The sequence below is a fragment of the Terrimonas sp. genome, assembly GCF_003075435.1.
GTDB lineage: Bacteria > Bacteroidota > Bacteroidia > Chitinophagales > Chitinophagaceae > Agriterribacter.
Window position 1 is genome coordinate 1 of the sequence record NZ_QCZJ01000022.1, and the last position, 23,367, is coordinate 23,367.

The 23,367-nt window shown below is 40.7% G+C and carries 17 protein-coding genes; 7 read left to right on the plus strand and 10 right to left on the minus strand.

Annotation, left to right across the window (positions count from 1 at the left end; all coding sequences use genetic code 11):
* Positions 1-318: 318 nt before the first annotated feature.
* The 3 genes from abc-f to DC498_RS19555 all read right to left on the minus strand — a co-directional run bounded on the left by abc-f (position 319) and on the right by DC498_RS19555 (position 6,817).
* Positions 319-2,289: a ribosomal protection-like ABC-F family protein gene (gene abc-f / locus DC498_RS19545; protein ID WP_116875849.1), complete on the minus strand. Its 1,971-nt coding sequence runs from the start codon at positions 2,287-2,289 to the stop codon at positions 319-321.
* Between the two features lie 109 nt (positions 2,290-2,398).
* Entirely contained in the window at positions 2,399-5,704 is a 3,306-nt protein-coding gene (locus DC498_RS19550) for a protein O-mannosyl-transferase family (protein ID WP_116875850.1), read from the minus strand.
* A gap of 183 nt (positions 5,705-5,887) precedes the next feature.
* Positions 5,888-6,817: an AraC family transcriptional regulator gene (locus DC498_RS19555; RefSeq protein ID WP_116875851.1), complete on the minus strand. Its 930-nt coding sequence runs from the start codon at positions 6,815-6,817 to the stop codon at positions 5,888-5,890.
* Positions 6,818-6,954: 137 nt separating this feature from the next.
* Here DC498_RS19555 and DC498_RS19560 point away from each other — a divergent pair, with 137 nt between their 5' ends.
* Complete coding sequence (locus DC498_RS19560) at positions 6,955-8,487, plus strand: aldehyde dehydrogenase family protein (protein WP_116875852.1); 1,533 nt, start codon at positions 6,955-6,957, stop codon at positions 8,485-8,487.
* 187 nt (positions 8,488-8,674) lie between these two features.
* Entirely contained in the window at positions 8,675-9,031 is a 357-nt protein-coding gene (locus DC498_RS19570; protein WP_116875854.1) for a DUF779 domain-containing protein, read from the plus strand.
* A 9-nt stretch (positions 9,032-9,040) separates the two neighbouring features.
* On the opposite strand, the gene nagA is transcribed toward DC498_RS19570, so the two are convergent.
* Genes nagA through DC498_RS19585 form a run of 3 tightly spaced genes read right to left on the minus strand, consistent with a single transcriptional unit; the run spans position 9,041 to position 11,677 of the window.
* Complete coding sequence (nagA, locus tag DC498_RS19575; protein WP_116875855.1) at positions 9,041-10,144, minus strand: N-acetylglucosamine-6-phosphate deacetylase; 1,104 nt, start codon at positions 10,142-10,144, stop codon at positions 9,041-9,043.
* A gap of 6 nt (positions 10,145-10,150) precedes the next feature.
* Positions 10,151-10,966, minus strand: coding sequence for an amidohydrolase (locus tag DC498_RS19580; RefSeq protein WP_116875856.1), 816 nt, complete (start codon positions 10,964-10,966; stop codon positions 10,151-10,153).
* A 54-nt stretch (positions 10,967-11,020) separates the two neighbouring features.
* A complete protein-coding gene (locus DC498_RS19585; RefSeq protein WP_116875857.1) occupies positions 11,021-11,677 on the minus strand; it encodes a response regulator in 657 nt (218 codons plus the stop codon).
* Between the two features lie 368 nt (positions 11,678-12,045).
* Between DC498_RS19585 and DC498_RS19590 the strand changes: the two genes are divergently transcribed.
* Positions 12,046-13,293 (plus strand): OmpA family protein, encoded by a 1,248-nt coding sequence (locus tag DC498_RS19590; RefSeq protein ID WP_116875858.1) that lies wholly within the window; start codon positions 12,046-12,048, stop codon positions 13,291-13,293.
* Positions 13,294-13,378: 85 nt separating this feature from the next.
* Here DC498_RS19590 and DC498_RS19595 read toward each other — a convergent pair whose 3' ends face one another.
* The gene (locus DC498_RS19595) at positions 13,379-14,710 is read right to left on the minus strand and encodes a caspase family protein (RefSeq protein ID WP_116875859.1); all 1,332 of its coding nucleotides are present in this window, start codon (positions 14,708-14,710) and stop codon (positions 13,379-13,381) included.
* A 210-nt stretch (positions 14,711-14,920) separates the two neighbouring features.
* On the opposite strand from DC498_RS19595, the gene DC498_RS19600 reads away from it, so the two are divergent.
* Positions 14,921-16,351 (plus strand): tetratricopeptide repeat protein, encoded by a 1,431-nt coding sequence (locus tag DC498_RS19600; RefSeq protein ID WP_116875860.1) that lies wholly within the window; start codon positions 14,921-14,923, stop codon positions 16,349-16,351.
* 33 nt (positions 16,352-16,384) lie between these two features.
* Here DC498_RS19600 and DC498_RS26015 read toward each other — a convergent pair whose 3' ends face one another.
* The 3 genes from DC498_RS26015 to DC498_RS19610 form a co-directional block, all read right to left on the minus strand.
* Entirely contained in the window at positions 16,385-16,585 is a 201-nt protein-coding gene (locus tag DC498_RS26015; RefSeq protein ID WP_133176911.1) for a hypothetical protein, read from the minus strand.
* Positions 16,586-16,722: 137 nt separating this feature from the next.
* Positions 16,723-17,598 carry an NAD(P)-dependent oxidoreductase gene (locus tag DC498_RS19605; protein WP_116875861.1) on the minus strand — a complete coding sequence of 292 codons (876 nt, stop codon included), beginning with the start codon at positions 17,596-17,598 and terminating at the stop codon, positions 16,723-16,725.
* 411 nt (positions 17,599-18,009) lie between these two features.
* Positions 18,010-19,422: an MATE family efflux transporter gene (locus DC498_RS19610; protein WP_116875927.1), complete on the minus strand. Its 1,413-nt coding sequence runs from the start codon at positions 19,420-19,422 to the stop codon at positions 18,010-18,012.
* Between the two features lie 828 nt (positions 19,423-20,250).
* Here DC498_RS19610 and DC498_RS19620 point away from each other — a divergent pair.
* The 3 genes from DC498_RS19620 (at position 20,251) to DC498_RS19630 (ending at position 23,308) form a co-directional block, all read left to right on the plus strand.
* Positions 20,251-21,459, plus strand: coding sequence for a nucleoside permease (locus DC498_RS19620; protein WP_116875863.1), 1,209 nt, complete (start codon positions 20,251-20,253; stop codon positions 21,457-21,459).
* A 33-nt stretch (positions 21,460-21,492) separates the two neighbouring features.
* Positions 21,493-22,683 (plus strand): Gfo/Idh/MocA family protein, encoded by a 1,191-nt coding sequence (locus DC498_RS19625; RefSeq protein ID WP_116875864.1) that lies wholly within the window; start codon positions 21,493-21,495, stop codon positions 22,681-22,683.
* A 247-nt stretch (positions 22,684-22,930) separates the two neighbouring features.
* Positions 22,931-23,308 carry a hypothetical protein gene (locus DC498_RS19630; RefSeq protein ID WP_116875865.1) on the plus strand — a complete coding sequence of 126 codons (378 nt, stop codon included), beginning with the start codon at positions 22,931-22,933 and terminating at the stop codon, positions 23,306-23,308.
* The last annotated feature ends 59 nt before the right edge of the window (positions 23,309-23,367 follow it).

Sequence of the window (23,367 nt, forward strand, 5' to 3'; positions counted from 1 at the left end):
AATTGACTGCCGGAAAGGTTTTGTGGTATCTTTTTCCATAACATGCAATATGCTCATCAACTCTTATACCTTTTCTATTTTTAATTATTAACATATGTGCATATCGTTTAATACAAGAGGCCTATTATCAGGAAAAAGGCAGTTCAAAAATCATACTAAAAAAGGGAGATGCAATAAAATGCCCTCCGGGTATTCCGCATTGGCATGGTGCAAGTGACGATATGGAATTTGTTCAGGTAGCCATTACAGGCAGAGAAAAAGGTGAAACGGTTTGGCTGGAAGAAGTGACGGATAAAGAGTATCATGATTAATACTGCATTATTTCGTTTTCTCTTCCAGCTCCATCAATTTGTCAAATATTGTTTCGTATTCAGCATTTGTTTTTTCTAGCGCGGTTGTGCACTGTTTATATGCTGTTTCGGTGGTGAGGAACTTTGTTTTATCCGAGTATATTTCCGGCAGGGCTAACTGATCTTCTAATTCCTTTTTTTGTTGGTTGAGACCTGCTAATTTTTCTTCCAGCAATTGCAGATTGCGTTGCTGCTTTTGTAATTCTTTTTTTAATTCCTTGTCAATCGGAGCATTTGATTTTTGAACCGGTTGTGGCTTTACTTCCTCAACAGGTTTTTGCTCCGGTTGCTTTTTTTCCTGCCTGGGTTGAGCCGGGTTTTGTTTTGCTGCTTCCGCTTTTTTTCTTTCCTTCCATTCCATCCATTCTTCATAGCCGCCGGCAAAATCTTTTATTTCGTGGTTATCAATCTCCCATATACGATTGGCAGCTTTGGAAATAAAATGACGGTCGTGGCTTACCAGTATTACCGTGCCATTATACCGGTTCAATGCTTCAATCAGCAGGTCAATGCTCAGCAGGTCAAGATGGTTGGTAGGCTCATCCAGTATAAGAAAGTTAGCTTTGCTAACAATGGTTTTCGCCAATGCTACCCTTGCTTTTTCTCCCCCGCTCAATACTTTTATTTTCTTTTCAACATCATCCCCGCTAAATAAGAAACAGCCTAACAATGTTCGCAGTTCCTGCTCCGTTTTCTGGCTGCCGGAGTTTTTCATTTCTTCCAAAATATTATCCTGTATGTTCAATGCCTCCAACTGGTGCTGGGCATAAAAACTCTCTTCTACATTATGTCCCCAAATTCTATCTCCTTCAAAAGGCTCTGTACCGGCTACAATGCGCAGCAATGTAGATTTACCCTTACCATTAGCGCCTATCAATGCAATCTTATCTCCACGGTTAATTTCCGCCGCGGCATTTTCAACAATGGTGTTACTGCCGAACCTTTTTGTTACATGCTTTAATGTGCATATTACTTTACCCGGCACTTTATCTAACTGGAAATTGATCTTTATTTCAGGGCGATCCAATGCTACATCCTCTATGCGCTCCAGTTTATCCAAACGCTTCATGGCACTTTGCGCCGCTGCAGCTTTGGTAGCTTTTGCACGAAAGCGTTCTATAAAACGTTCCTGCTGGCGTATATACTCCTGCTGGTTTTCAAAGGCGCGTTGCTGTAATTCAATGCGCATGGCTTTCTCGGTTTCATAAAAATCGAAATTGCCATTATAGAAATGCAGTTGCTGCTGGTATAGCTCCACAATTTTTGTAACCATCCGGTTCAAAAAATATTTATCGTGGCTTACTATAACAACAGCACCTTTATAGTGTATCAGGTATTTTTCCAGCCATTCAATAGAAGGAAGGTCAAGGTGGTTGGTAGGCTCATCAAGCAATAATAAATCAGGCTGCTGTAAAATCATTTTTGCCAGCAGCACACGCATCCGCCATCCACCACTAAACTCTTTATAAGGGCGCTGCAGATCGGTATTGGCAAATCCCAATCCCTGCAACACTTCTTCTGTTCTGTGATGAATATTATAACCGCCAAGCGTTTCTATCTCGTGCAGCTTATCCGAATATTCGTGCAGCAGGTCTTCATTCTCATGTTCTTTTTCAAGCCGCCTGCCTAATTTCTCGATTTCTTTTTCGAGCAATAATATTTTTTCGAAAGCGCTTAACGCTACCTGCAATATCGAGTCGTTGGTATCAAAGCTTAATAAATCCTGGTGAAGATAACCTATAGTTGTTCCGCGTCCGCGCTCAACACTTCCCGCTGAGGGAAGGTATTCACCAACCAGTACTTTAAGCAAAGTTGACTTCCCGGTACCATTGTACCCGATCAGCCCGATACGCTCGTAAGGCTGAATATGCCAGGTGGCATCGCGTACGATAGTTCTGGCGCCAAATTCAAATGTTACATCCTGCAAACCTGCCAGCATAATTCTAACTGTTGTTCTGTATACGGTATTTCATTGTGAGAAGAAAAAAGACAGACGTGAAAATTTCACATCTATCTTCTGTCGTTTCACAAAATAGTACTCTGGTTTTTTATTTTTTAGTACTGTCTGCTTCAGGAGATGAATCCTTTCCTGCCGCCGGGCTTTCTGTTTTAATTACACCAGGCGTTTCGGGATTATTGTTAACAGCGGGTGTGTTATATTTTCCTTCTATATAAGCCAAATAGCTTTGTATCTGGAAAGTGCGTTCAATTTCGCTATAAAGCCCACGCTGCTTATTGCTAAGCGCATCAGGATTTTGCATTTGCTGTACCAGTTCCTGTACCGGCATATTTCCCAATGCGGCATAATAATTCATCTGCTGCTCAATATCTTTCTTTACGGCCTGCAAAATTTTATCACCTAATGCTTTATAATCTGAACTATATGCCGCCTCTGCCATTGAAAGGCTTACTACGTTCTGCTGGTTATCCCTGCTCACTAAACCATAAGGCATATTTTTAGTGTCAATGCCTTTGTCAACTTTCTCCAATAGTTTTCTTGCCTGCTCTTTCCTGCCATCGTTTGCCATGCTTTGTGCAGCGGAGGAATAGGCCTGGCGAATGGTCATTAAGTGGCGACGGTTTTCTTCATCAAAATATACCCCGGGAGTGCCTGCATTGCCAAAACGGAATTTCTCCGTCATGTTTTTATAGGCCACTTCATCATTGACATTACCATCGTTCATTGATGTTCTTGGTTTGGGTTGAACCGGCACAAGACGGTAACTTAAACCATCAGCACGCAAGTATTGGCTAAAGCCAAGTGAACCGAACGGAGCAGTAAAATATATAGGACGTTTCCATTTATTGGCTGCTATTACATTCAATACCGCAAGATCGTTTTTCATTAACGCGTTTTTGTTAGGCGATAAATCAAAACGCAGCTCATTGACCACTACGTCATCCTGGTTAATGGTGCCGTTTTGGCGAACCAAAGCGGTATCTACAGGCACACTGAACTTACGAACCGGAAAAGTATTAAATGTATTATTAACACCGTAAGTAATCTGGTTTTTAGGGTCGTCACTTCCAATGATCTGTGTAAGTACCTGGTCGAGGTACACGTATTGGTTTTGAGGAATGCCGGGATTTTCTTTGAAGTATACCACATTTCTCTTGTCGCCCTCTGTTTTTTCCGGGCCCCATAATAGATCAATAGGATCACTATCATTTACTTTATAGTGCAACTGGTTAATATACCAGTCTATACCCAGCAAACTATAGTTGATTACTCTCACATCTTTACGAACGCCTTCCACTTCCTGCGCAAACCACAAGGGGTAAGTATCATTATCACCAAAAGTGAACAGTATTGCGTTGGGCGCACAGCTTTCAAGATAATCTCTTGCCAGGTCGGGCGCTAGTGTTTTTTTACTTCTGTCGTGATCATCCCACTCCTGGAAGCCCATAATAACGGGAACGGCCAAGGTACATACTGCCGCCGCGGCATAACCTGCCAGCTGGCTGCTCATTACTTTCTGAAACCATTCCTTTACCATCATTACACCAAGCCCTATCCATATAGCAAATGCATAATAAGAGCCTGCATACGCATAATCACGTTCACGAGGCTGGGGGCCCGCTGCATTTAAATAAAACACTATCGCAAAACCAGTGAAGAAAAAGAGCAGGAATGCAACCAGGAAATCTTTTTGATCGCGCTTGTATTGATACCACATACCTATTAAGCCAAGTATCAATGGCAGCGCAAATAATTTGTTATTGGCTTTATTGGCCTTCAGTGTGTCAGGCATTTTGCTCTGGTCACCATAAAACAGGTTGTCAATAAAAGAAATGCCGGTAATGGTATTGCCGTCTCTTACATTGCCCAGTCCCTGCAGGTCATTTTGCTTGCCAACAAAATTCCAGCCGAAATAACGCAGGTACATCCAGCCGATCTGGTAACCTATTGCCCAGCGTATATTGTCAATATAGGTTGGCTTGGCATCTTTATCAATTCCAAGCCAGCTACGGTAATAATCCGCGTGCCCCTGGTCGTTGCTCGCATCCCATATACGGGGAAGGAACATCATATCTTCAGCATCATATTCATATTCAATATTGTCACCAATATTGATATATTTTTTATCTCCCTTTTGCCAACGGGTTCCTTTAACATTCATTACAGGTAAACCATCGCTGGTTCTTTTTACATCTGCCGCAAAGGTTTGTCCGTATATCAGGGGAAAATCACCATATTGCTCACGGCCTAAATAACCTGTTAAGCTCATCGGGTTATCTACGTTATACATATCTACAGATGGATTTGCCGCAGAGCGTATCATGGTAGTAAGATAGGTAGAGTAACCAATCAGCATAAAGGCAAAACACCAAAGCCCAAGCTTTAAGAAGTTGAGTATTTTAGTGCGGTTATGATAAGAAGCGTATATAGCGAGCGCCGTTCCTGCTACAAACAACAGGAATGTTAGTACGGATGAAATAAATGGGAATGCAAAGAGGAAAATAAAAGCGGCAAGCCATATAGCAAAGCCTGTATAATTATTAATGAGCTTATCTGCCCTGCGTATACCAATTATAATAACAGCAGAAAGCAAAATAAAATAGGTGGTAAAGCCTGAGAAGAAAGGAAGGCTTAGCCCGTTCACAAACCAGCGGTCAAAAATACCGGCGCCGGTGATGGTGTACTGTATAACAAATTTTTGAGTAAACCCGGTAATAACACAACCCACTACAAAAGCCCAGAAAATGCCCCATTTTGTGGTATGGTATCTTTTAAAATAATATACCATCACAATGGCAGGAATAGTAAGCAGGTTTAAGAGGTGAATACCTATAGAAAGACCAATAACATAAAATATCAGCACAATCCATCTGTCTGCGCCTGGTTCATCAGCCGCATGCTCCCATTTTAATATCATCCAGAATACCAGCGCGGTAAGGAAAGAAGAAGAAGCGTACACCTCGCCCTCAACCGCGCTGTACCACAATGAATCACTGAAAGTACTTGCCATAGCGCCAACAAAACCTGCAGCCATTATCGTAAATATCTGCTCACCCGTAAGTTCCTTACTGGCCTTTTGGTATATTTTGCGGGCAAAGTGCGTAATAGTCCAGAATAAAAAGAGGCTGGTAAAACCACCTGCAAGCGCACTCATTACGTTAACAGCTTTTGCTGCAGTCATGGGGTTATCACCAAACAGTACTATGAAAATGCGCCCCATTATAACAAACAAAGGCGCCCCCGGCGGGTGGGGTATCTGCAGCTTGAAGCAGCTACTTACAAATTCGCCGCAATCCCAAAGGCTACCTCCGGCCTCAGCGGTTAATATATATACGGCACAAGCTATAACACAAACAATCCATCCAGTGATGTTGTTAATCCTGTTGAAATTCATATTAGTACTGTCTTTTATAAGATTGGCAAACCTACACGAAATTTGATAAGCTACAAAACTAAGGGAACGTTAATTTAAGGAGCTGAAAATAAAGAGAATGGGGTTAAAATTCAATTTGGAGTTTGAGGTTTGTCGTTTATCGTTTCAGACCTCACATTTATGCTCTCCTCAATTTCATATATATTAAGCGCTTTTCCTGCTCACCGCCCTGTATGCGCCGGGAGTAATGCCTTCCGTTTTCTTAAACAACCGCACAAAATAGTTAGGATCGTTAAAACCGCTTTGCCAACTGATCTCTGTTACAGATAAATTTGAATCAGAAAGTAAATGTTTGGCAAGTTTTACTCTTTCACGGTTAATATAGTCTACAGGTGTAATGCCAAATTGATCTTTAAACAGTTTAAAGAAAGCGCTCCGGTTCATATGGGCTTTAATGCTCAGATCATCAACCTGTATTTTATCGCTGATATGATTACGGATATAATCCAGTATGAATTGCAGCCTGCCGGAATTGGAATTGGTTTGCGAATCTTTTGAGATCTGTTGCAGATACTGGCTTTGAACAAGCCGTATCAGCAGTTCTTTAAGATTAAGGTCTGCGTATATATTTTTTACGACACTCTCACTCCTGCATATCCTGATCAATTTATTTATAAGGTCAGATACATCATTATCGTTGTGAAAATGATACTGGTTAAACTGAAGCTCCCAGGCATGATCATGTTCACGGGTGTTATAATATTCGTTAAGATAATTGAGTGTATTATGAATATAGCTTTTATCTACAGCCAGTGCTATACACTGTGTAGGATTATCCTGCTGCGCTTCGGGAAAATCAATTTTCATGGTTTCGTTAGCAGGTACTATAACCGTTTCTCCTGGAAGATAATCAAAAGGATCATCGCCTAATAAATGCATAACCTTTTTGCCTCTTACCATACTGGTAATAACAAAATCATTAAAGGTTAAAGGAACAAGATAGGCCTGCTGGTAGGATTCAAACACATTCATCTCACAGTTCTCCATATTAAATACCTGCCTGTTTTCTACCAGGGTTTGCAGGTATTTGGGATGGGTGAGGTCAATATGTTGTATGAATTTACCCTTTGACATAGCTACAATTTACAAAGCCTGCCTGTTAATATATAATTAAAATACAATTGTGCTACTAAAAGATACAATTGTGAGTGGCTTTCAAAATTCTTATAACCAAATTTAGGGTATTAATTCACTAACAAAAGCTTGCACATATGAGTACTACAGCAAAAGCTACCAGTAAGTCTACCCTCGCGTCCCGCCCGGCATTCAGAGAAAAATACGATCATTTTATCGGAGGTAAATGGGAAAAGCCTGAAAGCGGTGAATACTTTGATAATGTATCTCCAATTGACGGAAAAGTATTTACAAAAGCAGCCAGGGGCAATGCCAAAGACATTGAAAAGGCTATTGACGCAGCTCATAAAGCATTTGAAACCTGGAGTAAAACTGCGGCGGCTTACCGAAGTAACCTGTTATTAAAAATCGCACAAATTGTAGAGGACAATCTCGAATATCTTGCTACGGTAGAAACAATAGATAATGGCAAAGCCATCCGCGAAACAAGGGCGGCAGATCTGCCATTGGTAGTTGACCATTTCCGCTATTTTGCGGGTGTTATCAGAAGTGAGGAAGGAACAGTAAGTGAGCATGATGATACAACCGTGAGCATCAACCTGCATGAGCCTATTGGTGTGGTAGGACAAATTATTCCCTGGAACTTTCCATTACTGATGGCAGCCTGGAAAATAGCACCGGCACTGGCTGCGGGCTGTACCGTAGTAGTGAAGCCCGCAGAACAAACGCCCACAAGCATTATGTGCTTACTGGAACTGATTGAAGATGTGTTGCCTGCAGGTGTATTAAATGTAGTGACAGGTTTTGGTATAGAAGCCGGTAAACCCCTCGCGTCTTCTCCAAGAATAAATAAAGTAGCTTTTACAGGTGAAACAACTACCGGAAGACTGATCATGCAGTATGCGTCTGAAAATCTTATTCCCATAACAATGGAATTAGGTGGCAAAAGCCCGAATATCTTTTTTGAAAGCGTGGCAGATGCAGACGATGAATTTTTTGATAAAGCAGTAGAGGGCGCGGTATTGTTTGCGCTTAACCAGGGAGAGGTCTGTACCTGTCCTTCAAGAATACTGGTGCATGAAAAGATATACGATAAGTTCATGAGTAAAGTGGTACAACGAACCAAAGCCATTAAAATGGGCAACCCGCTTGATAGTACAGTAATGATGGGGGCACAGGCAAGTGAGGATCAGTACAATAAAATTTTAAGCTATCTGGATATTGGTAAACAGGAAGGTGCTGAAGTGCTTACCGGTGGAGAAGCATTTCAGCAGAACAGCGGATTGGAACACGGCTATTATATTCAGCCAACCATATTTAAGGGAAACAATAAGATGCGTGTTTTCCAGGAAGAGATTTTTGGACCTGTTGTTTGTGTAACCACTTTCAAAACTACAGAAGAAGCGATAGCTATAGCCAATGATACATTGTATGGGCTTGGTGCAGGCGTATGGACAAGAGACGCACATGAATTATACCAGGTGCCAAGAGCCATACAGGCCGGCCGTGTTTGGGTAAACTGTTACCATGCGTATCCTGCACATGCTCCTTTTGGAGGGTATAAGAAATCAGGCTTTGGCAGGGAAACACATAAAATGATGCTGAATCATTATCGCCAGACAAAAAACATGCTGATATCATACAATAAAAACAAACTTGGATTTTTTTAGAAACACCTGGGCATCAGAGAGAACAACAAAAGGAGCTGTACAAAGCACTGATTTCTTATTGGCAATTACCGTTAACCTTGCACATAAGCTTGTAAGAAATCGGCTAACCGTACAGCCCTTATTTATTTTATGGGAGACCAGGTTTAAGATTTTCACGTTTACCGTACAACAATTTTAAACAGCCACTATGCCTGAACGTATACTTGCAACAGATGCTGCCATAGCTTTAATAGAAAAACTTAGGCAAGAACATGGGAACCTGATGTTTCATCAGAGTGGCGGATGCTGCGATGGGAGCCAGCCAATGTGTTTTGCAGAAGGCGAATTTAAGATTGGCGGGAATGATATATTGCTTGGCGAAATTGCCGGCTGCAAATTTTACATGCATAAAGATCAGTTTGAATATTGGAAGCATACACAGCTTACACTTGATGTAACTCCCGGAAGAGGCAGCAGCTTTTCGCTTGAAATTCCATTGGGGGTGAGATTTATGATCAGGTCGAGAATTTTTACCGAGGAAGAACTCCATCAACTACAGGAGTAAATTTCGGGTTTAATAATTGGTAATTACTTTTTCAATATTCAAAGCATCATCAAAAACCACAAAGTCTGCGGCATAATTTTTTTCAATTCTCCCAAACTGTATTTTTTCATTCAGCAATTGTGCCGGGTATGTTGATGCCATTCTTAAAGCTTCTTCCAGGGAAATACCTGCAAAGGTTACTGCGTTTTTTACTGCCTGTATCATGGTTAATGCTGAGCCTGATAAAGTACCGTTGGGTAAGGTATACCTGTCTCCTTTGAATACATGTTGATAACCTCCTTTTGAAGCTTCAGTAACAGCATCAGTAATAAAAAATAATCTCTCGCCCATTAGTCTTTTGCTTATGCTCAAAGCCACAAAATCAACATGTATACCATCAGCTACAATACTGCTTTTTACATTACTGTTATATACCGCACCCACCATTCCGGGCTCCCGGCTTTGAAAGGGAGACATCGCATTAAACAGGTGTGTGGCGGCCGGAATACCTAAAGAGAATTTTTGCATTGCTTCGTGATAGGTTGCATTACTATGCCCGGCTGAAACAATAATATTATGCTCCATTAAATAGGTAATGATTTCTTCACTGCACATTTCAGGCGCCACTGTCATCATTTTAACAACATCTCTGCCCTTATCAAGCAACATCTTTACTTCGTCCATTGCAGGCGTTTTGATGCACTCATATATATGTGCTCCTTTTTTTTCAGGATTAAGATAGGGTCCTTCGAGATGAAGACCCAGCAAACCTTTACCTCCCTGGTTCCAGTATGCTCTTACCACTTCTATGCCTTTTAAAAATACATCTATAGTGTTGGTGGCTATGGTTATCATGAATTGCGAGCAGCCTCCGTCAACACAATACTGGTATGTTGCCTCCAACGCCTCAACATTCAACTCTGCTGAAAATAATTTTCCATTGCCCCCATATATCTGCAGATCAATAAACGCGGGTGCAATATTTAATCCTTTAAGATCTTCCTGCTGCCAGGAGATGTCGATATCTGTATCATTAACCACATCCAGTATGATGTTATTGTGAACCAGTATCGCCTTCCCAGTTAGTTTATCAGTGCCGGTAAAAATGCTGCAATTGGTATATGCTTTTTTCATTTGGTATTATGGTTCAATTGAAAAGTTGTCCGCATCTTTCCAAAACGGAAATTTTGATCTCACCTCTGCTAGTTTATCTTTCTGCAATATAATGGTGTGAACATCTTCCTCATTTGCTTTTGTATGTAATATTTCTCCCATGGGGTCAATTATCATAGAATCGCCACTATGGTAAATACCATTGCCGTCATCTCCAACCCGGTTCACTCCTGCAACATAGCATTGATTTTCAATGGCTCTTGCCTGCAATAGTGTTTTCCATGCGTGGTTGCGGCGTTGCGGCCAATTAGCTACATATATTATCAGGTCGTATTCAGGTAGTTTTTGTGAATTATCCAGGTTGCCGGTATTAATATTCTGCTGTCTTACCCATACCGGGAAACGCAGGTCATAGCAAACCTGCAGGTTTATTTTCCAGCCTTTTACTGATGCTATTAAGCGTTTTTCACCACCGGTATAATATTTATCCTCACCGGCAAAGGCAAATAAATGCCGCTTGTCGTACCAGCCAAAATTACCATCAGGCAGCATCCATATCAGCCGGTTAAAATATTGCCCCTTGTCTTCAATGATCAAACTTCCTGTTAAGATGATTTTTTTTTGAGCAGAAATAGTGCGCATCCAGTTCACTGTAAAGCCATCCATTGTTTCAGCTAATTTTTCCGGGTGCATCGAAAAGCCCGTACTGAACATCTCGGGTAATATCACAATTTCTGTTTTATCATTTATGCCGCTGATCTTTGATTCAAACATCTGCAGGTTTGCATCTCTGTCTTCCCAAAAAAGATTGGTTTGAATTGTTGTTAAAGAAATTGTTGACATAAAAAAGCAGGTTCATCATGAACCTGCTGCAAAATAATATATTAATACCAGAGATTAATTTATACCCGCATTATTAATAAAATTTACCAATGCCGCGGTGTTCTTTAAATTGAGTTTTTTAAGAATATTATGCCTGTGCACTTCAACAGTTTTCAAAGTTATATTTAAGTGTTGTGCTATTTCTCTGGAAGATTGTCCCTGTTTGATAAGATCAATGATTTCTACTTCTCTTTGCGAAAGCAGGTTTACATCCGGTTTTTCCGAATCTTCCAGTATTTGTTCTGAAAGGATGGTTTTTACTTCATTACAGATATATTTATGCCCCATGGCTACTTCGCTGATGGCAGTTATCATTTCTTCTTTTGATGAGTTTTTGGTTATATACCCAACAGCACCCATCTGCAGCATTTTTTTTGCGTAAGCCGGTTGTGAATGCATGGAAACACCAATGATTTTTGAGGATGGAGCGATCTTTCTTATTTCCTTGGTAGCTTCAAAGCCATTCATCGGGCTCATGTTAATGTCCATTAATATTATTTCCGGATGACTGCTGTTGGCCAGCTCTATGGCTTGTTGTCCTGAATCTGTTTCCGCAATAACGCGAAAACGATCATCACTGTTTAAAATAAATGACCATGTGTCTCTGATCAGTTTGTGATCATCAACAATAAGTATTGTGATTTTATCGGTTAGGGAAGAATTTGATAGCATGAGAGGATGAGGTTTTTTTAAAATTAAGAAATTATGACTTGAATTATAATTGACAAGAGGCAAAGATTGAGTGGGAGAATTCCATTGGGTTAGATGGCTATGCCTGACAGCAAATAATAAGCTTTTACAAACGTAAGTTAAAGTAAATCAAATATTTCCTATATGGTATATTCTTTTTTCAAAAAAAACTTCTAATAGGTTTTCTTTTATTTTTTAATACGCATAAACCATTATTAAATTAATGTGAATGCGGCAAATAAACAAGCTTTTGCATAACTATTTTTAATTATACCTTTACTTTTTCCCATGATGACAGGCAACCTTTGGTTTTAATTGCCCAACTATTGTTTAACTTAAAAAAAACCATTATGGCATTCAATCTCCTAAATGCTGTGAATAACTTATTCGACAGCAATCTCCTTAATAAAGCAGCAGCTGCTTTTGGAGAAAGCGAAACAGACATCCAAAAGGCAATAAGCGGTACAGTACCTTCTGTATTAACCGGATTATTATCTAAAGCCGATAGCGCCGATGGATTACAATCTATCCTGAATATTGCAAAGGATGCGGGAAGCAGCGGTATATTAAGCAATCTGTCAGGGTTTCTCGGCTCTGCAGGCAGTAGTTTTTCTGGTCTTACTTCAATGATCAATAACCTGTTTGGTGATAAGTTCGGAAGTATAGCAAATATAATTTCAGGTTTTTCAGGAGTAAAGCAATCATCTGCCACTTCATTATTAAACATGGTGGCACCAGCCGCATTGGGTGTTTTAGGCAAACATGCTTCCGAAAATAATATGTCTACATCCGGACTGGCTTCATTTTTATCTTCACAAAAGGATTCCATACTTTCAGCAATCCCTTCCGGGTTAAACATTGCCGGGGCGCTTGGATTGGGCAGCCTTTCTGGTGTTGGTTCAAAACTCAGCTCGTTTTTTTCCGGTGCAGAAAGCAAGGTGAGCCATGCAGCACATGAAGTGAAAGAAGCAAGAAAGCCAAACTGGCTGGTACCGGCCATTTTTGCCATAGCTGCATTCGCATTGTTGTTATATATCTTTAAAGGTTGTGGCGGAAGCAATGAAGCAGCCGTTGAGCCAAAGCACGATTCAGCTGAAATGAAGCACGAAGAAATAAAGCCTGCTGCTTCTGCAGAACCGGTGAGAGAATCTTTAAAAGTAAAATTGCCTGACGGTACAGAAATAGATGCGTATAAAGGTGGTATTGAAGATATGCTTGTAGCTTATCTTAATTCGAATGATGCGGTAAGCAAAGAAAAATGGTTTGACTTTGATGATCTGAATTTTGAAACCGGTAGCGCAACTATAACACAGTCGTCAATGAAGCAGGTGCAGAATATAGCTGCCATACTAAAGGCTTTTCCTAACGTAAAAATTAAGATAGGTGGTTATACGGACAATACAGGCGATTCTGTAGCAAACGTAAAGCTATCCCAATCAAGAGCTGATGCGGTTTTTGCAAAGTTGAAAGCATTAGGTGGTGAGAAACAACTTGATGGCGCTGAAGGTTACGGACCAACACATTTTGTAGCGTCTAATGATACTGAAGAAAATAAAAAGAAGAACAGGAGGATTTCTGTGAACGTAAGAGCAAAATAATAATTAATCAATATGTTGCTTAGCAGGCTATCTCTTGCAGGGATAGCCTTTTTTAATACCCATTTCTGATGGGTTGAAGGATAATTTATTGCTGCTCCAGCTTATATGTTGGTTTTTGTTTGCAAACAATTTTTCTTTCCTTATCGCACCATGTTCTTTGAGCTTTGACAACAGTTTGTTGTTCTGCGTTGTTTAATAAAACCGGCCATGAAACATTGTTGGCAAAGTGTCCTACCGATTTTTCAAGTGATTCCCTGAAGTTGAATGTAAAAATGCCACCGGTACTGTTCCCTGCAGATAATTCGCCTTTTGAGGCAGCGGTCATTAATATTGATGTTGGGCTGTTGCTGAGAAAAAGCGCTCTGCAGTTTTCCATATTCCAGCCGATAGATGAGCTGCGCGTGGTGGCAACATCTGTGCTGATCGTATTGCTTTGAGACGGATCGGCATTGCAGCAATCGCTTAATATGAGATTCAATCTTGCTCCTTTAGCTTTTATCCGGCTATAAATATCTTCCATATTCAGGGTGTATTCCCCGCCATAATTCTGATAGGCTTTGTCTCTCAGGTCGAGGTAAGGAAAAGTGCGGACATCTTTTACATTGGCAAAACCATGTCCTGAGTAATAAAAAATCACTATATCGCCAGGGTTTGGATTAATGCCATTGATGGCGTTGTCAACATTTACCTTTGTAAAGTCTTTTCCAAAAATCACTTTGGGTACAAATTGTATCTGCATGAATTCTGCCAGTTGGCTGAATGTTTTATAAGTAGCGTCTTTATCAACCACGCAGGTAGTGCCGATAGAAATATCTTCCGTATTGGCTACCAGTAACATGAACATGCGGATATTTTTTTGCTCAGGCAGAACAGGTCTTGTGGTGGCCTCTTCAAAAAAATTTTCATAAAAATCATCCTGTTCCGTAAAATATTTGGATACCAGTTGCTTTGTAAGGTCTTTCTCATCCAGCAACCGGTGGGTGAACTCTCCCTCAATATCTTTTCCATCATCGCCGGCAGAAATCACTGAGCCGGGTTCATATATACCGGTAGATGGATTTTTCTGGAACCAGAAAATATCGGGATCATATTTAAGGTCAGCAGGGCCAACCACTACCTGTGGATCATACCCCTCGAACACAAGAATGTTTTCATCCGTTTGTTTACCGTCTGCGTCAGCATTTAAATAATGTTCCTGCATTTGCAGGTCTACAATAACAGGTTTATTGGTTTCTTCATCAATAAAATTTACTCTCATAAAACCGGTTCCATCTGCGTTGCGCACCATAAAAGCATTGTATTTCTCACGGGTTTTGCCAATGTCAAAATAATAATCAAATTCATAAATAGTAGATTGGGAAAAAACAGGAATGCCGCAAACAATAATGCAACAAAGCAGGAAATACCTGGTGAGCATTGTGAAGTGTTTTAATAGACGAGGGATATTTAAAGCTACTCATCTATTGGTAGATTTCAAAATAATTTGTTTGATGCTATATGGTATTAAATGGTTAATGGAGATTTAAAGTGCAGTTCTGAAATGGCAGGAGCCGTTAAATTATTAATTGCCCATAAAGCGCCACGAAAGGCTTAAATAACTATATTGTATAGCCGAAATAGCTCATTAATGATCATCCCTTTTACTAAACTGCATTCCCGGCTAAGATATTTTCTTGCGATTATACTTGTTTGCGGCATTTATAGCACATACGCGCAAAAGCAAAAAGCCGATAGCCTGGAGAAATTGCTGGTAACTGCAGGAAATGATACAACAAAAGTAATATTGATGTGGCAGCTGGCCGATGCCGTTAGCATGTATCAGCCTGATACCGCTTTAAAAACTGTGCAGCAGGCTTTGTTCCTGGCAAAACGCATAAAGTATACAGAAGGTGAGTCAAGGTCGCTGGGTATAACCGCAGAAGTTTTCAGGAAGATAGGTAACTACCCTAAAGCGCTTGATTTTAATTTGAGAAAACTGAAGCTTGAAGAAACAAGACAAAACCGGTATAACCTCGCCAGTGTGTTAATGAATATCGGCATTGTATACGTTTTCCAGGAGGAATACAGGGAAGGGCTGAAATATTATTTCCAGGCAGATTCGATTATTACTACCTATAACATTGAACCGTTCAAATACCATATTGCGCTGAATGTGGGGGATGCATATTACAGGCTCAATATGCCTGACTCTGCGTATAATTATTTTAATAAGTCATTGCAGATTGCCCGCCAGCTCGGCGATGGAGATTTTATAGGTACATCAATGACGGGCCTGGCACATTGTTATTTAACAGAAGATGATTACCCGTTTGCATTGCTGAATTATCAGACAGCGCTCAAATATCTCAGTGCGGCCAATGATGATGATATATTTTGTGAGGCCGCGCTCGGTTTATCCAGGCTGTATAAGAGGATGAATAAAATGGATTCGGCAATACATTATGCCGGCATCTCTCTGTTCGTTGCTAAAAAAGATGGCTTTCTTACGCATGAACTGGATGCTACGGAGATGCTTGTTGATTGCTATAAGGAAACAAGGAATATAGACAGCGCCTTTACATATATGCAGCAAGTATACAAGCTTAATGATGCTATTAACAGCAGGGATAAGATCAAGGAAGTTCAAATCATTTCAAGCAATGAACAGTTAAGACAGGTGGAAAGAGAAGAGGAAAAAAGAATTGCATTGAAAGAGCGCTCACAGCAACTGCAACTGCTTTTTATCGGCATATTTATCCCTATCTTCTTTGCTTTAACGATTATACTGAGCCGTATAAACATACCCATAAGAGTAATTAAAGGCCTGGGGATTGTTTCATTATTATTCTTCTTTGAATACCTCACACTTTTGCTGCATCCCTATGTATTGGAAATAACCCATCACACACCGTTACTGGAAATACTCATTTTTGTTGTGATTGCAGCTATACTTATTCCCGCGCATCACCGTATGGAACATTGGTTGATAGAAAAACTGATGGATAACAGATCAAAAGTGCATAACAGGAAATTGAAACTGCTAAAAGTGCAGCAGGAGGATATTAACGGAAATGAATAGAAGCAAAGGTTAGCAATCAGCTAAACTGTAAAGTTAGTTGCCGCCTTTAACCGGTCTGGTGGTAGCGGTATCCATGTGGGTGGTGTCAACCGCAGGGGCTGTATCCACGGGCTTAACTGTTGCAGCCTCTTCTTTTTGCTGTGCTTCCTGGCTGTTACAGGCTGCAATAGTGAGCACTAACATAAAAATTCCCGAAAGAATGAGAAGGGTTGATTTGCGAAAATGATTAAGCATAATTAAAAAAATTTAGATACTAAGGTCAACTATAATATTTCAATCATCAAAAATATTTGGGGCAACTGATCAGTTAAAACATTTACCGGCGATTCTTCATCATTAAAGCAAAGGCAATTTCCGCAAGAAATGATTATTTATTCATTACCTGCCTTTATTATATCAATCACCATTGCTTCGTCCATATTTTTATAGTGTTGCCCGGCTTCTGCAAACCACTGTGCAGCTACTGTTCCAAGCTTCGCAACAAAGCCGGCATCCTTTGCTAATGCTAATGCATATAAGGCATCTTTATGGCGTAATGTTGTAGTGAACGAAGGATCCTGCAAAAATTTTTTTTCTGCCATTCTGCGTGTATAGCGTATCACCTGGGGACTTGCAGCAGCGCTGGTTTCTATAGATTCGATTACAGTTTCAGTATCCAGTCCAAGTTTTTCACATAGGGCTATACCTTCTGCCAATGCCGCAATCTGCACAGCTCCCATAAGATTGATCATCAGTTTATAACAGGTGCCCCTGCCTATGGCGCCAAAGTGCTTTATACTTTTTGAAAATGATTGTAATACCGGCACACATGCTTCAAGTTGATGTTTTTCTGCACCGGCCAATAACGTTAGCTTACCTTCTGCAGCTGCGCTCGGTATGCCGGTAACAGGGCAATCAATATATACTAATCCTTTTGCAATAACCGCCTCAGAAAGTTTTTGTACATAATCCAGCGATAAGGTTGAACATTCAATTACAAATGCTCCTGGCTTTATACTTTGCAAAGCGCCATTTTCGCCAAGCCATACTGTTGCTGATGCGGTATCATCGCTTAACATTGCTATTACAAAGTCTGCGTTTTCAGCAGCTTTTGCCGGCGTGTCGGCCCATTTTGCACCTGCGTCAAGCACCGGACCTGCTTTTTCAATACTGCGATTCCACACCGTAAGGTTTTCACCAGATCTTAAAATACTTAATGCTATTCCCTGCCCCATTTTGCCTAATCCTAATAAAGCTATTTTTCTCATAACAGTAATCCTTTTAAATACAATTAAGGTTTTTGCTTATGATGATTACCATAAGATACAATATTCACAACTTATTCACCGTTATTAGCATGGTTTAAATAACGCGTTGTTTTAACTCAGTCCCGTTTTTAAAAACTGATATCCTAAACGTCCGTCCGTAACTCTACTGATTACTTCCCCTGTCAAAATATTATTTGATCCGGGCCCTGTCATTTTAATCTAAAAAACAGTGTCTATGAAACAATTTATTACGCATTACGCAACAGCAGAAGTAAAAGTTTACCTTATTTCATTGGCATACTTTTCTGCCATGACCGTTTTCGCAATGTGGTATGTATAATACTCATCTGCGCTGCCAGTAAAAGCAAAGGCGGAGCATGAAGGAGCAACGCTTCGCCTTTCACTATATTCCTACACTTTTACCAGCTTCCACTTCCCTTTCCTGAAAATCACATAAGCCGCTATGGTAATGGCTGTTTCTGCAACGGGTATAGCTACAAACACACCTGTTGGTCCCCAGCCGAATGTATGTGCCATCAGCCACGCAACGGGTATCTGTAAAAACCAGAAACCAAAAAAATTGATCCATGTAGGAGTGCGTGTATCACCTGCGCCATTAAATGCATTACCTATCACCATGCCGATACCATAAAACACATATCCGGCACTAATGATGCGCATAGCTGATACCGCGTACTTTTTTACATCGGTTTCGTTTGTGAAAAAATTAATGATAAATTCTGCGAGAACCAGGAAAATCAGCGATACAACTCCCATAAAGATTGCATTATATTTTACAGTTGTCATTACCGATCTTTCTGCCCTTTCCGGGGCGCCGGCTCCAAGATTCTGACCAACCAGCGTTGCTGCAGCATTGCTCATGCCCCAGGCAGGCAGAATAAAGAACATTACTATTCTTAATGCTACCTGGTATCCGGCAGATGCTTCACTATGACCTGTACGCGCAACTATACTTGCCAGCACAATCCAACTGCCAGAACCAATAAGGAACTGTAATGTTCCGGGCCAGGCAATATTTGCAAGATTTTTCAACACCGGCCAATACGGTTTAAAATGATTCACCGTAATGCGGATGACCTTGCTGCCATTAAAAAGAGTATATAATTGATATATCACGCCTATACCCCTGCCTATAGTAGTGGCAACCGCTGCGCCGGTTAAACCCATAGCCGGTATGGGTCCCCAGCCGCGGATGAGCAAAGGGCATAATATGATGTTGCAGATATTCGCCAGCCACAAACTTTTCATTGCAATCATCGGGTTGCCTGCACCCCTGAAAATACCGTTGATAAGAAAAAGCAGCATGATTACCACGCTTGAACCCATAAGCAGGCGGGTATATGTCATACCTTCTTTTACAGTTGCTTCTTCAGCACCCATCAGGCGCAGAATATCTCCTGCAAAAACTACCCCACATATACTTACAATAACGGTTATCGCTATAGCCAGTATTAGTGATTGTACCGCAGCCTGTGAAGCGCCCTCTTTATTTTTTTCACCTACGCGCCTTGCCACCACCGCGCTTGCAGCCATGCTGATGCCCATGGCGAGTGAATACACGATCGTAATTACAGATTCGGTTAGTCCTACAGTGGATGTGGCATGTTTGCCAAGATGGCTTACAAAAAATATATCAACTACTGCAAATACGCTTTCCATACCCATTTCCAGCATCATAGGTATGGCTAATAAAAAAATTGCTTTTCGTATGCTGCCCGTAGTGTAGTCATGTTCCTCGCCACTAATGGCGTCTTTTATTGTTTGCCAGACAGAAGTATTTTGCCTGGTATTTGTTTCAGTCATATAAAAAATAGTAAAACTTGTATAATGAAAATTCAAGGCCGGATGACTCAGGGAATACAAATATCAGATTGGCCTTTTGGTCTTGCGGCTTCCCTGAGTATAATTACAATTTCATAATGCGTGTATTGAGAGTAGCAAAAATAATAATTCTGTTCGTATTTCAAAACATGGATTATGATGAGTGGTATTCCAGGCTGGTTTTCAGCCTTCCGGATGTCGCCATGCTAACAGTAATCGTAATGAATGCAGATGCCTTGTGCTTCTGTATACAGGCTTGCGGGCAGTAGTAGGCATTGGCATAAATGTTCAACTATTGTTCCACAGCTCAGCATTGTACTACAGTCTGTCACCCCGACGAAGGCGGGGTCTGCATTGAAAGTGAGAGATTAAATAATAACACATTTTTGATTTAGTGCTGATAGCAAAGTACAAACATTCTACTTGCCATTCGACCCCACCTCATGGAGATTGAATTAGAGTATGTTACAGCGGTTAAGAAATCTGTTGGGCTATAGTACAAAAGTTGAGCGTTAGCGCCAATATCCGGCAGATATCTCTCCCGCCAGAAGATATCGTAACTCAATATAACGTACAGGCGGGATCGATATGACGCTGCCCTCAGCCGTCATTGCGATCCCGCCCGCATGAAGTTAAAATTAAAGGTATGTTGCGGCGGGTGAAGCAATCTTTTACAACTTTCACAATTGAGATTGCCTTAGATTTTTCTGAAAGCTAAATCCTGATCAAATCATTAAATAGATTTAAAATTATTTTCCAATCACATTCTTTTGTAATTTCCGATTTCCAATCACGATTTCAGAAAAAAATATGAGTATATCAACAAAAGCCAGGCTGATGATAATGATGTTCCTTGAATATTTTATTTGGGGGGCATGGTATGTAACTATGGGAACCTATATGGGTGAGCATTTTAAAGGAGACGGAATTGATAAAATAATTGGCTATGCCTATTCTGCAATGGCATTAGCTACTATCATTTCTCCTTTTTTTGTAGGTATGATCGCAGATCGTTTTTTTGCAGCACAACGTATTATGGGTTTTTTACACCTGGGCGGTGCGGTGCTTTTATATCTTACTACAACTGTTACTTCCAGTACTGTTTTTCCTTTTGTTATTCTGCTGTATGCGCTGTTGTATATGCCTACTATTGCTTTATCAAACAGCATAGCTTTTGGGCAAATGAACGATCCGGGCAAACAATTTCCCTGGATAAGGGTATTTGGAACATTGGGCTGGATTGTTGCAGGCTTTGTGATCGGCTCATTAAAAATTGAAAAGGCGAATACTACTTTTTTAATTGCGGCAGCAATTTCAGCCGTATTAGGATTGTTTAGTTTTGCTTTGCCTAATACTCCTCCCAAAGGTAAAGCAGCTGAAAGCTCCGCTTCGGGTGCTATAGGCGCGGATGCTTTTGTGTTATTTAAAAATAAATCTTACCTCATATTTTTTATAGCAGCTATTTTGGTTTGCATACCCCTTTCATTTTATTATGGTTTTGCCAACCCGTTTTTAAATGAACTGAATGTAAACGAGCCTGCTAAAAAAATGATACTTGGGCAGGCCTCTGAAGCGATATTCATTTTAGCTATTCCGTTTTTGTTTACACGCATTGGTGTAAAGAATATGCTCTTGCTGGGAATGGTTGCCTGGATACTCCGCTATGTATGTTTTGCCTATGGCGATGCTGGCAGCAATCTCTGGATGCTGTATGGAGGGATTATATTACATGGCATCTGTTATGATTTCTTTTTTGTGACAGGTTACATGTATACTGAGAAGAAAGCGGGACCAAAAATCAAAAATGCCGCACAAGGTCTCTTCACGTTTGCAACATATGGCGTTGGTATGTTGATCGGCACATGGATATCCGGAATTATTGTAGACCTGTATAAGCACACAGACGGCGGGCATGACTGGATGCGTATTTGGTTTGTGCCGGCGTATATTGCTGTTGCTGTGCTGATATATTTTCTTTTATTTTTTAAAGAGAAAAAAGAAATTGAACAGGCTGTTTAATATCTGATTGCTAAAAATTAAAATAACTTACACATGAACATTGCTATGCTCGGTTCCGGCTTTATCGGCAGGTTTTATGCAGACTCCCTGCAGGGATACAGAAGCAAGGATAAGATCGTAACTATTTATTCAAGGCGGGAAGAAAGCGCTAAAAAATTTGCACAGGATTATAATGTTGCGTTCCGGACCACCAAAATGGAGGAAGCCATTGCACGCCCTGAAGTGGAAGTAGTCTGTATTTCACTTCCCAATAATTTGCATGAAGAAGCGGTTATGCTTTGCTGTAAGCATAAAAAAGCGGTTATCACCACAAAGCCTTTAGGCAGGAATGGCGAAGAAGCTAAACGCATGCTGGAGGCTGTGGAGAAAGCCGGCATCTTTAACGGTTATCTTGAAGACCTTGTATATACGCCGAAATTCATCAAGGCTTTTGAAAGCGTGAAAGGCGGCGCCCTGGGAAGAATACTCTGGGCTAAATCGAGAGAAACGCATCCCGGCCCGCACAGCGACTGGTTCTGGGATATTGAGCAGGCAGGCGGTGGATGTATTCTTGATCTCGGCTGCCATTGCGTTGAAATTACCCGCAGTTATATTGGCAAGGATATTAAACCTGTTGAAGTAATGTGCTGGGCAGATACGCAGGTAAAACCTATTGACGCGGAAGATCATGCTATTGGACTGGTAAAATATGAAAACGGCTCCATAGGACAGTTTGAAGTAAGCTGGACTTTCCGCGGAGGTCTGGATCTGCGTGACGAAGTAATGGGAACAGAAGGTACCATCTGGATCAACAGTTTTTTGCGTACAGGTTTTGATATGTTCACCACCGGTAAAGGCGCTGATTATGTTGCCGAAAAAGCAGAGAGCAACAGCGGCTGGTTATTCCCGGTAGGAGATGAGTTGAATGAATTGGGATATAATCATATGTTTATGGATATGTTCAATGCTATGGAAGCCGGCACTGCACCCAAGGAAACTTTTTATGATGGATATGTGGTGAACTGTGTACTTGACGCAGCTTATCGCTCAGCAAAAAGTAAACAGTGGGAGCCTGTTAAGCTGGATGTGTGGAGGGGGAAAACAGGCGTATCAAAAGATAGCCACCTGGTTTCTTACGATGATGATCATTATCTCGTAAAGGAAGAGGTAACGCATTACGGCGCAAAGAAGCTCATTTTAAAAGAAAAAAAATCAGGGAAGATTGTAGAGAAGATATTGGAGTAGCTGATAGCCATCAGGTATCAGCGGTCAGCCATCAGCTGATGATGGCCTCCGGCGAGTTTCCCGTGCAGGGGTAGAGACAAGGCAGGACTTGTCTCTACGTTTTTATGGCTAATAGCTAATAGCTGACCGCTGACCGCTGACTGCTGTTAAACCCTTTCACAATAGTTATAAAATTGTTATACTCCTGAAACTGTTTAAGCATTTTTCTTTGTTTTGAGTCTTATATGCAGACTTAAAATTAAAGAGTATGAAAAAGATAATTGTGATATTAGCAGTAACATTTTTAGCGACAGGAGTATTCGCTCAAAAAGGTCCTCGTGGCGGTGTAAGAGTTATAGCTCCGAGGCCTGTGCTTGTAATGGGCGCTTATTCTCCATTTTATTATGGATACAATCCTTACTGGGGCTTCGGTAATCCGTATGCATATAGCCATTTTTACAATCGCCCTACAAAGCTTGATCTGCAGATAGCTGATATTAAAAACGATTACCAGCAAAAAATTAAATCTGCAAAAAGCGATAAGAGCATTTCAAAAGCTGAAAGAAAACAAGTTGTTCGTGATTTAAAGCACGATCGCGACCAGGAGATCATTGAAGCGAAAAGAAATTACTATAAGATGCGGTAATGTAATTGTAAAAGTATTTGCTACAAAAGAGTCATGCTTTAATGTGTGGCTCTTTTATT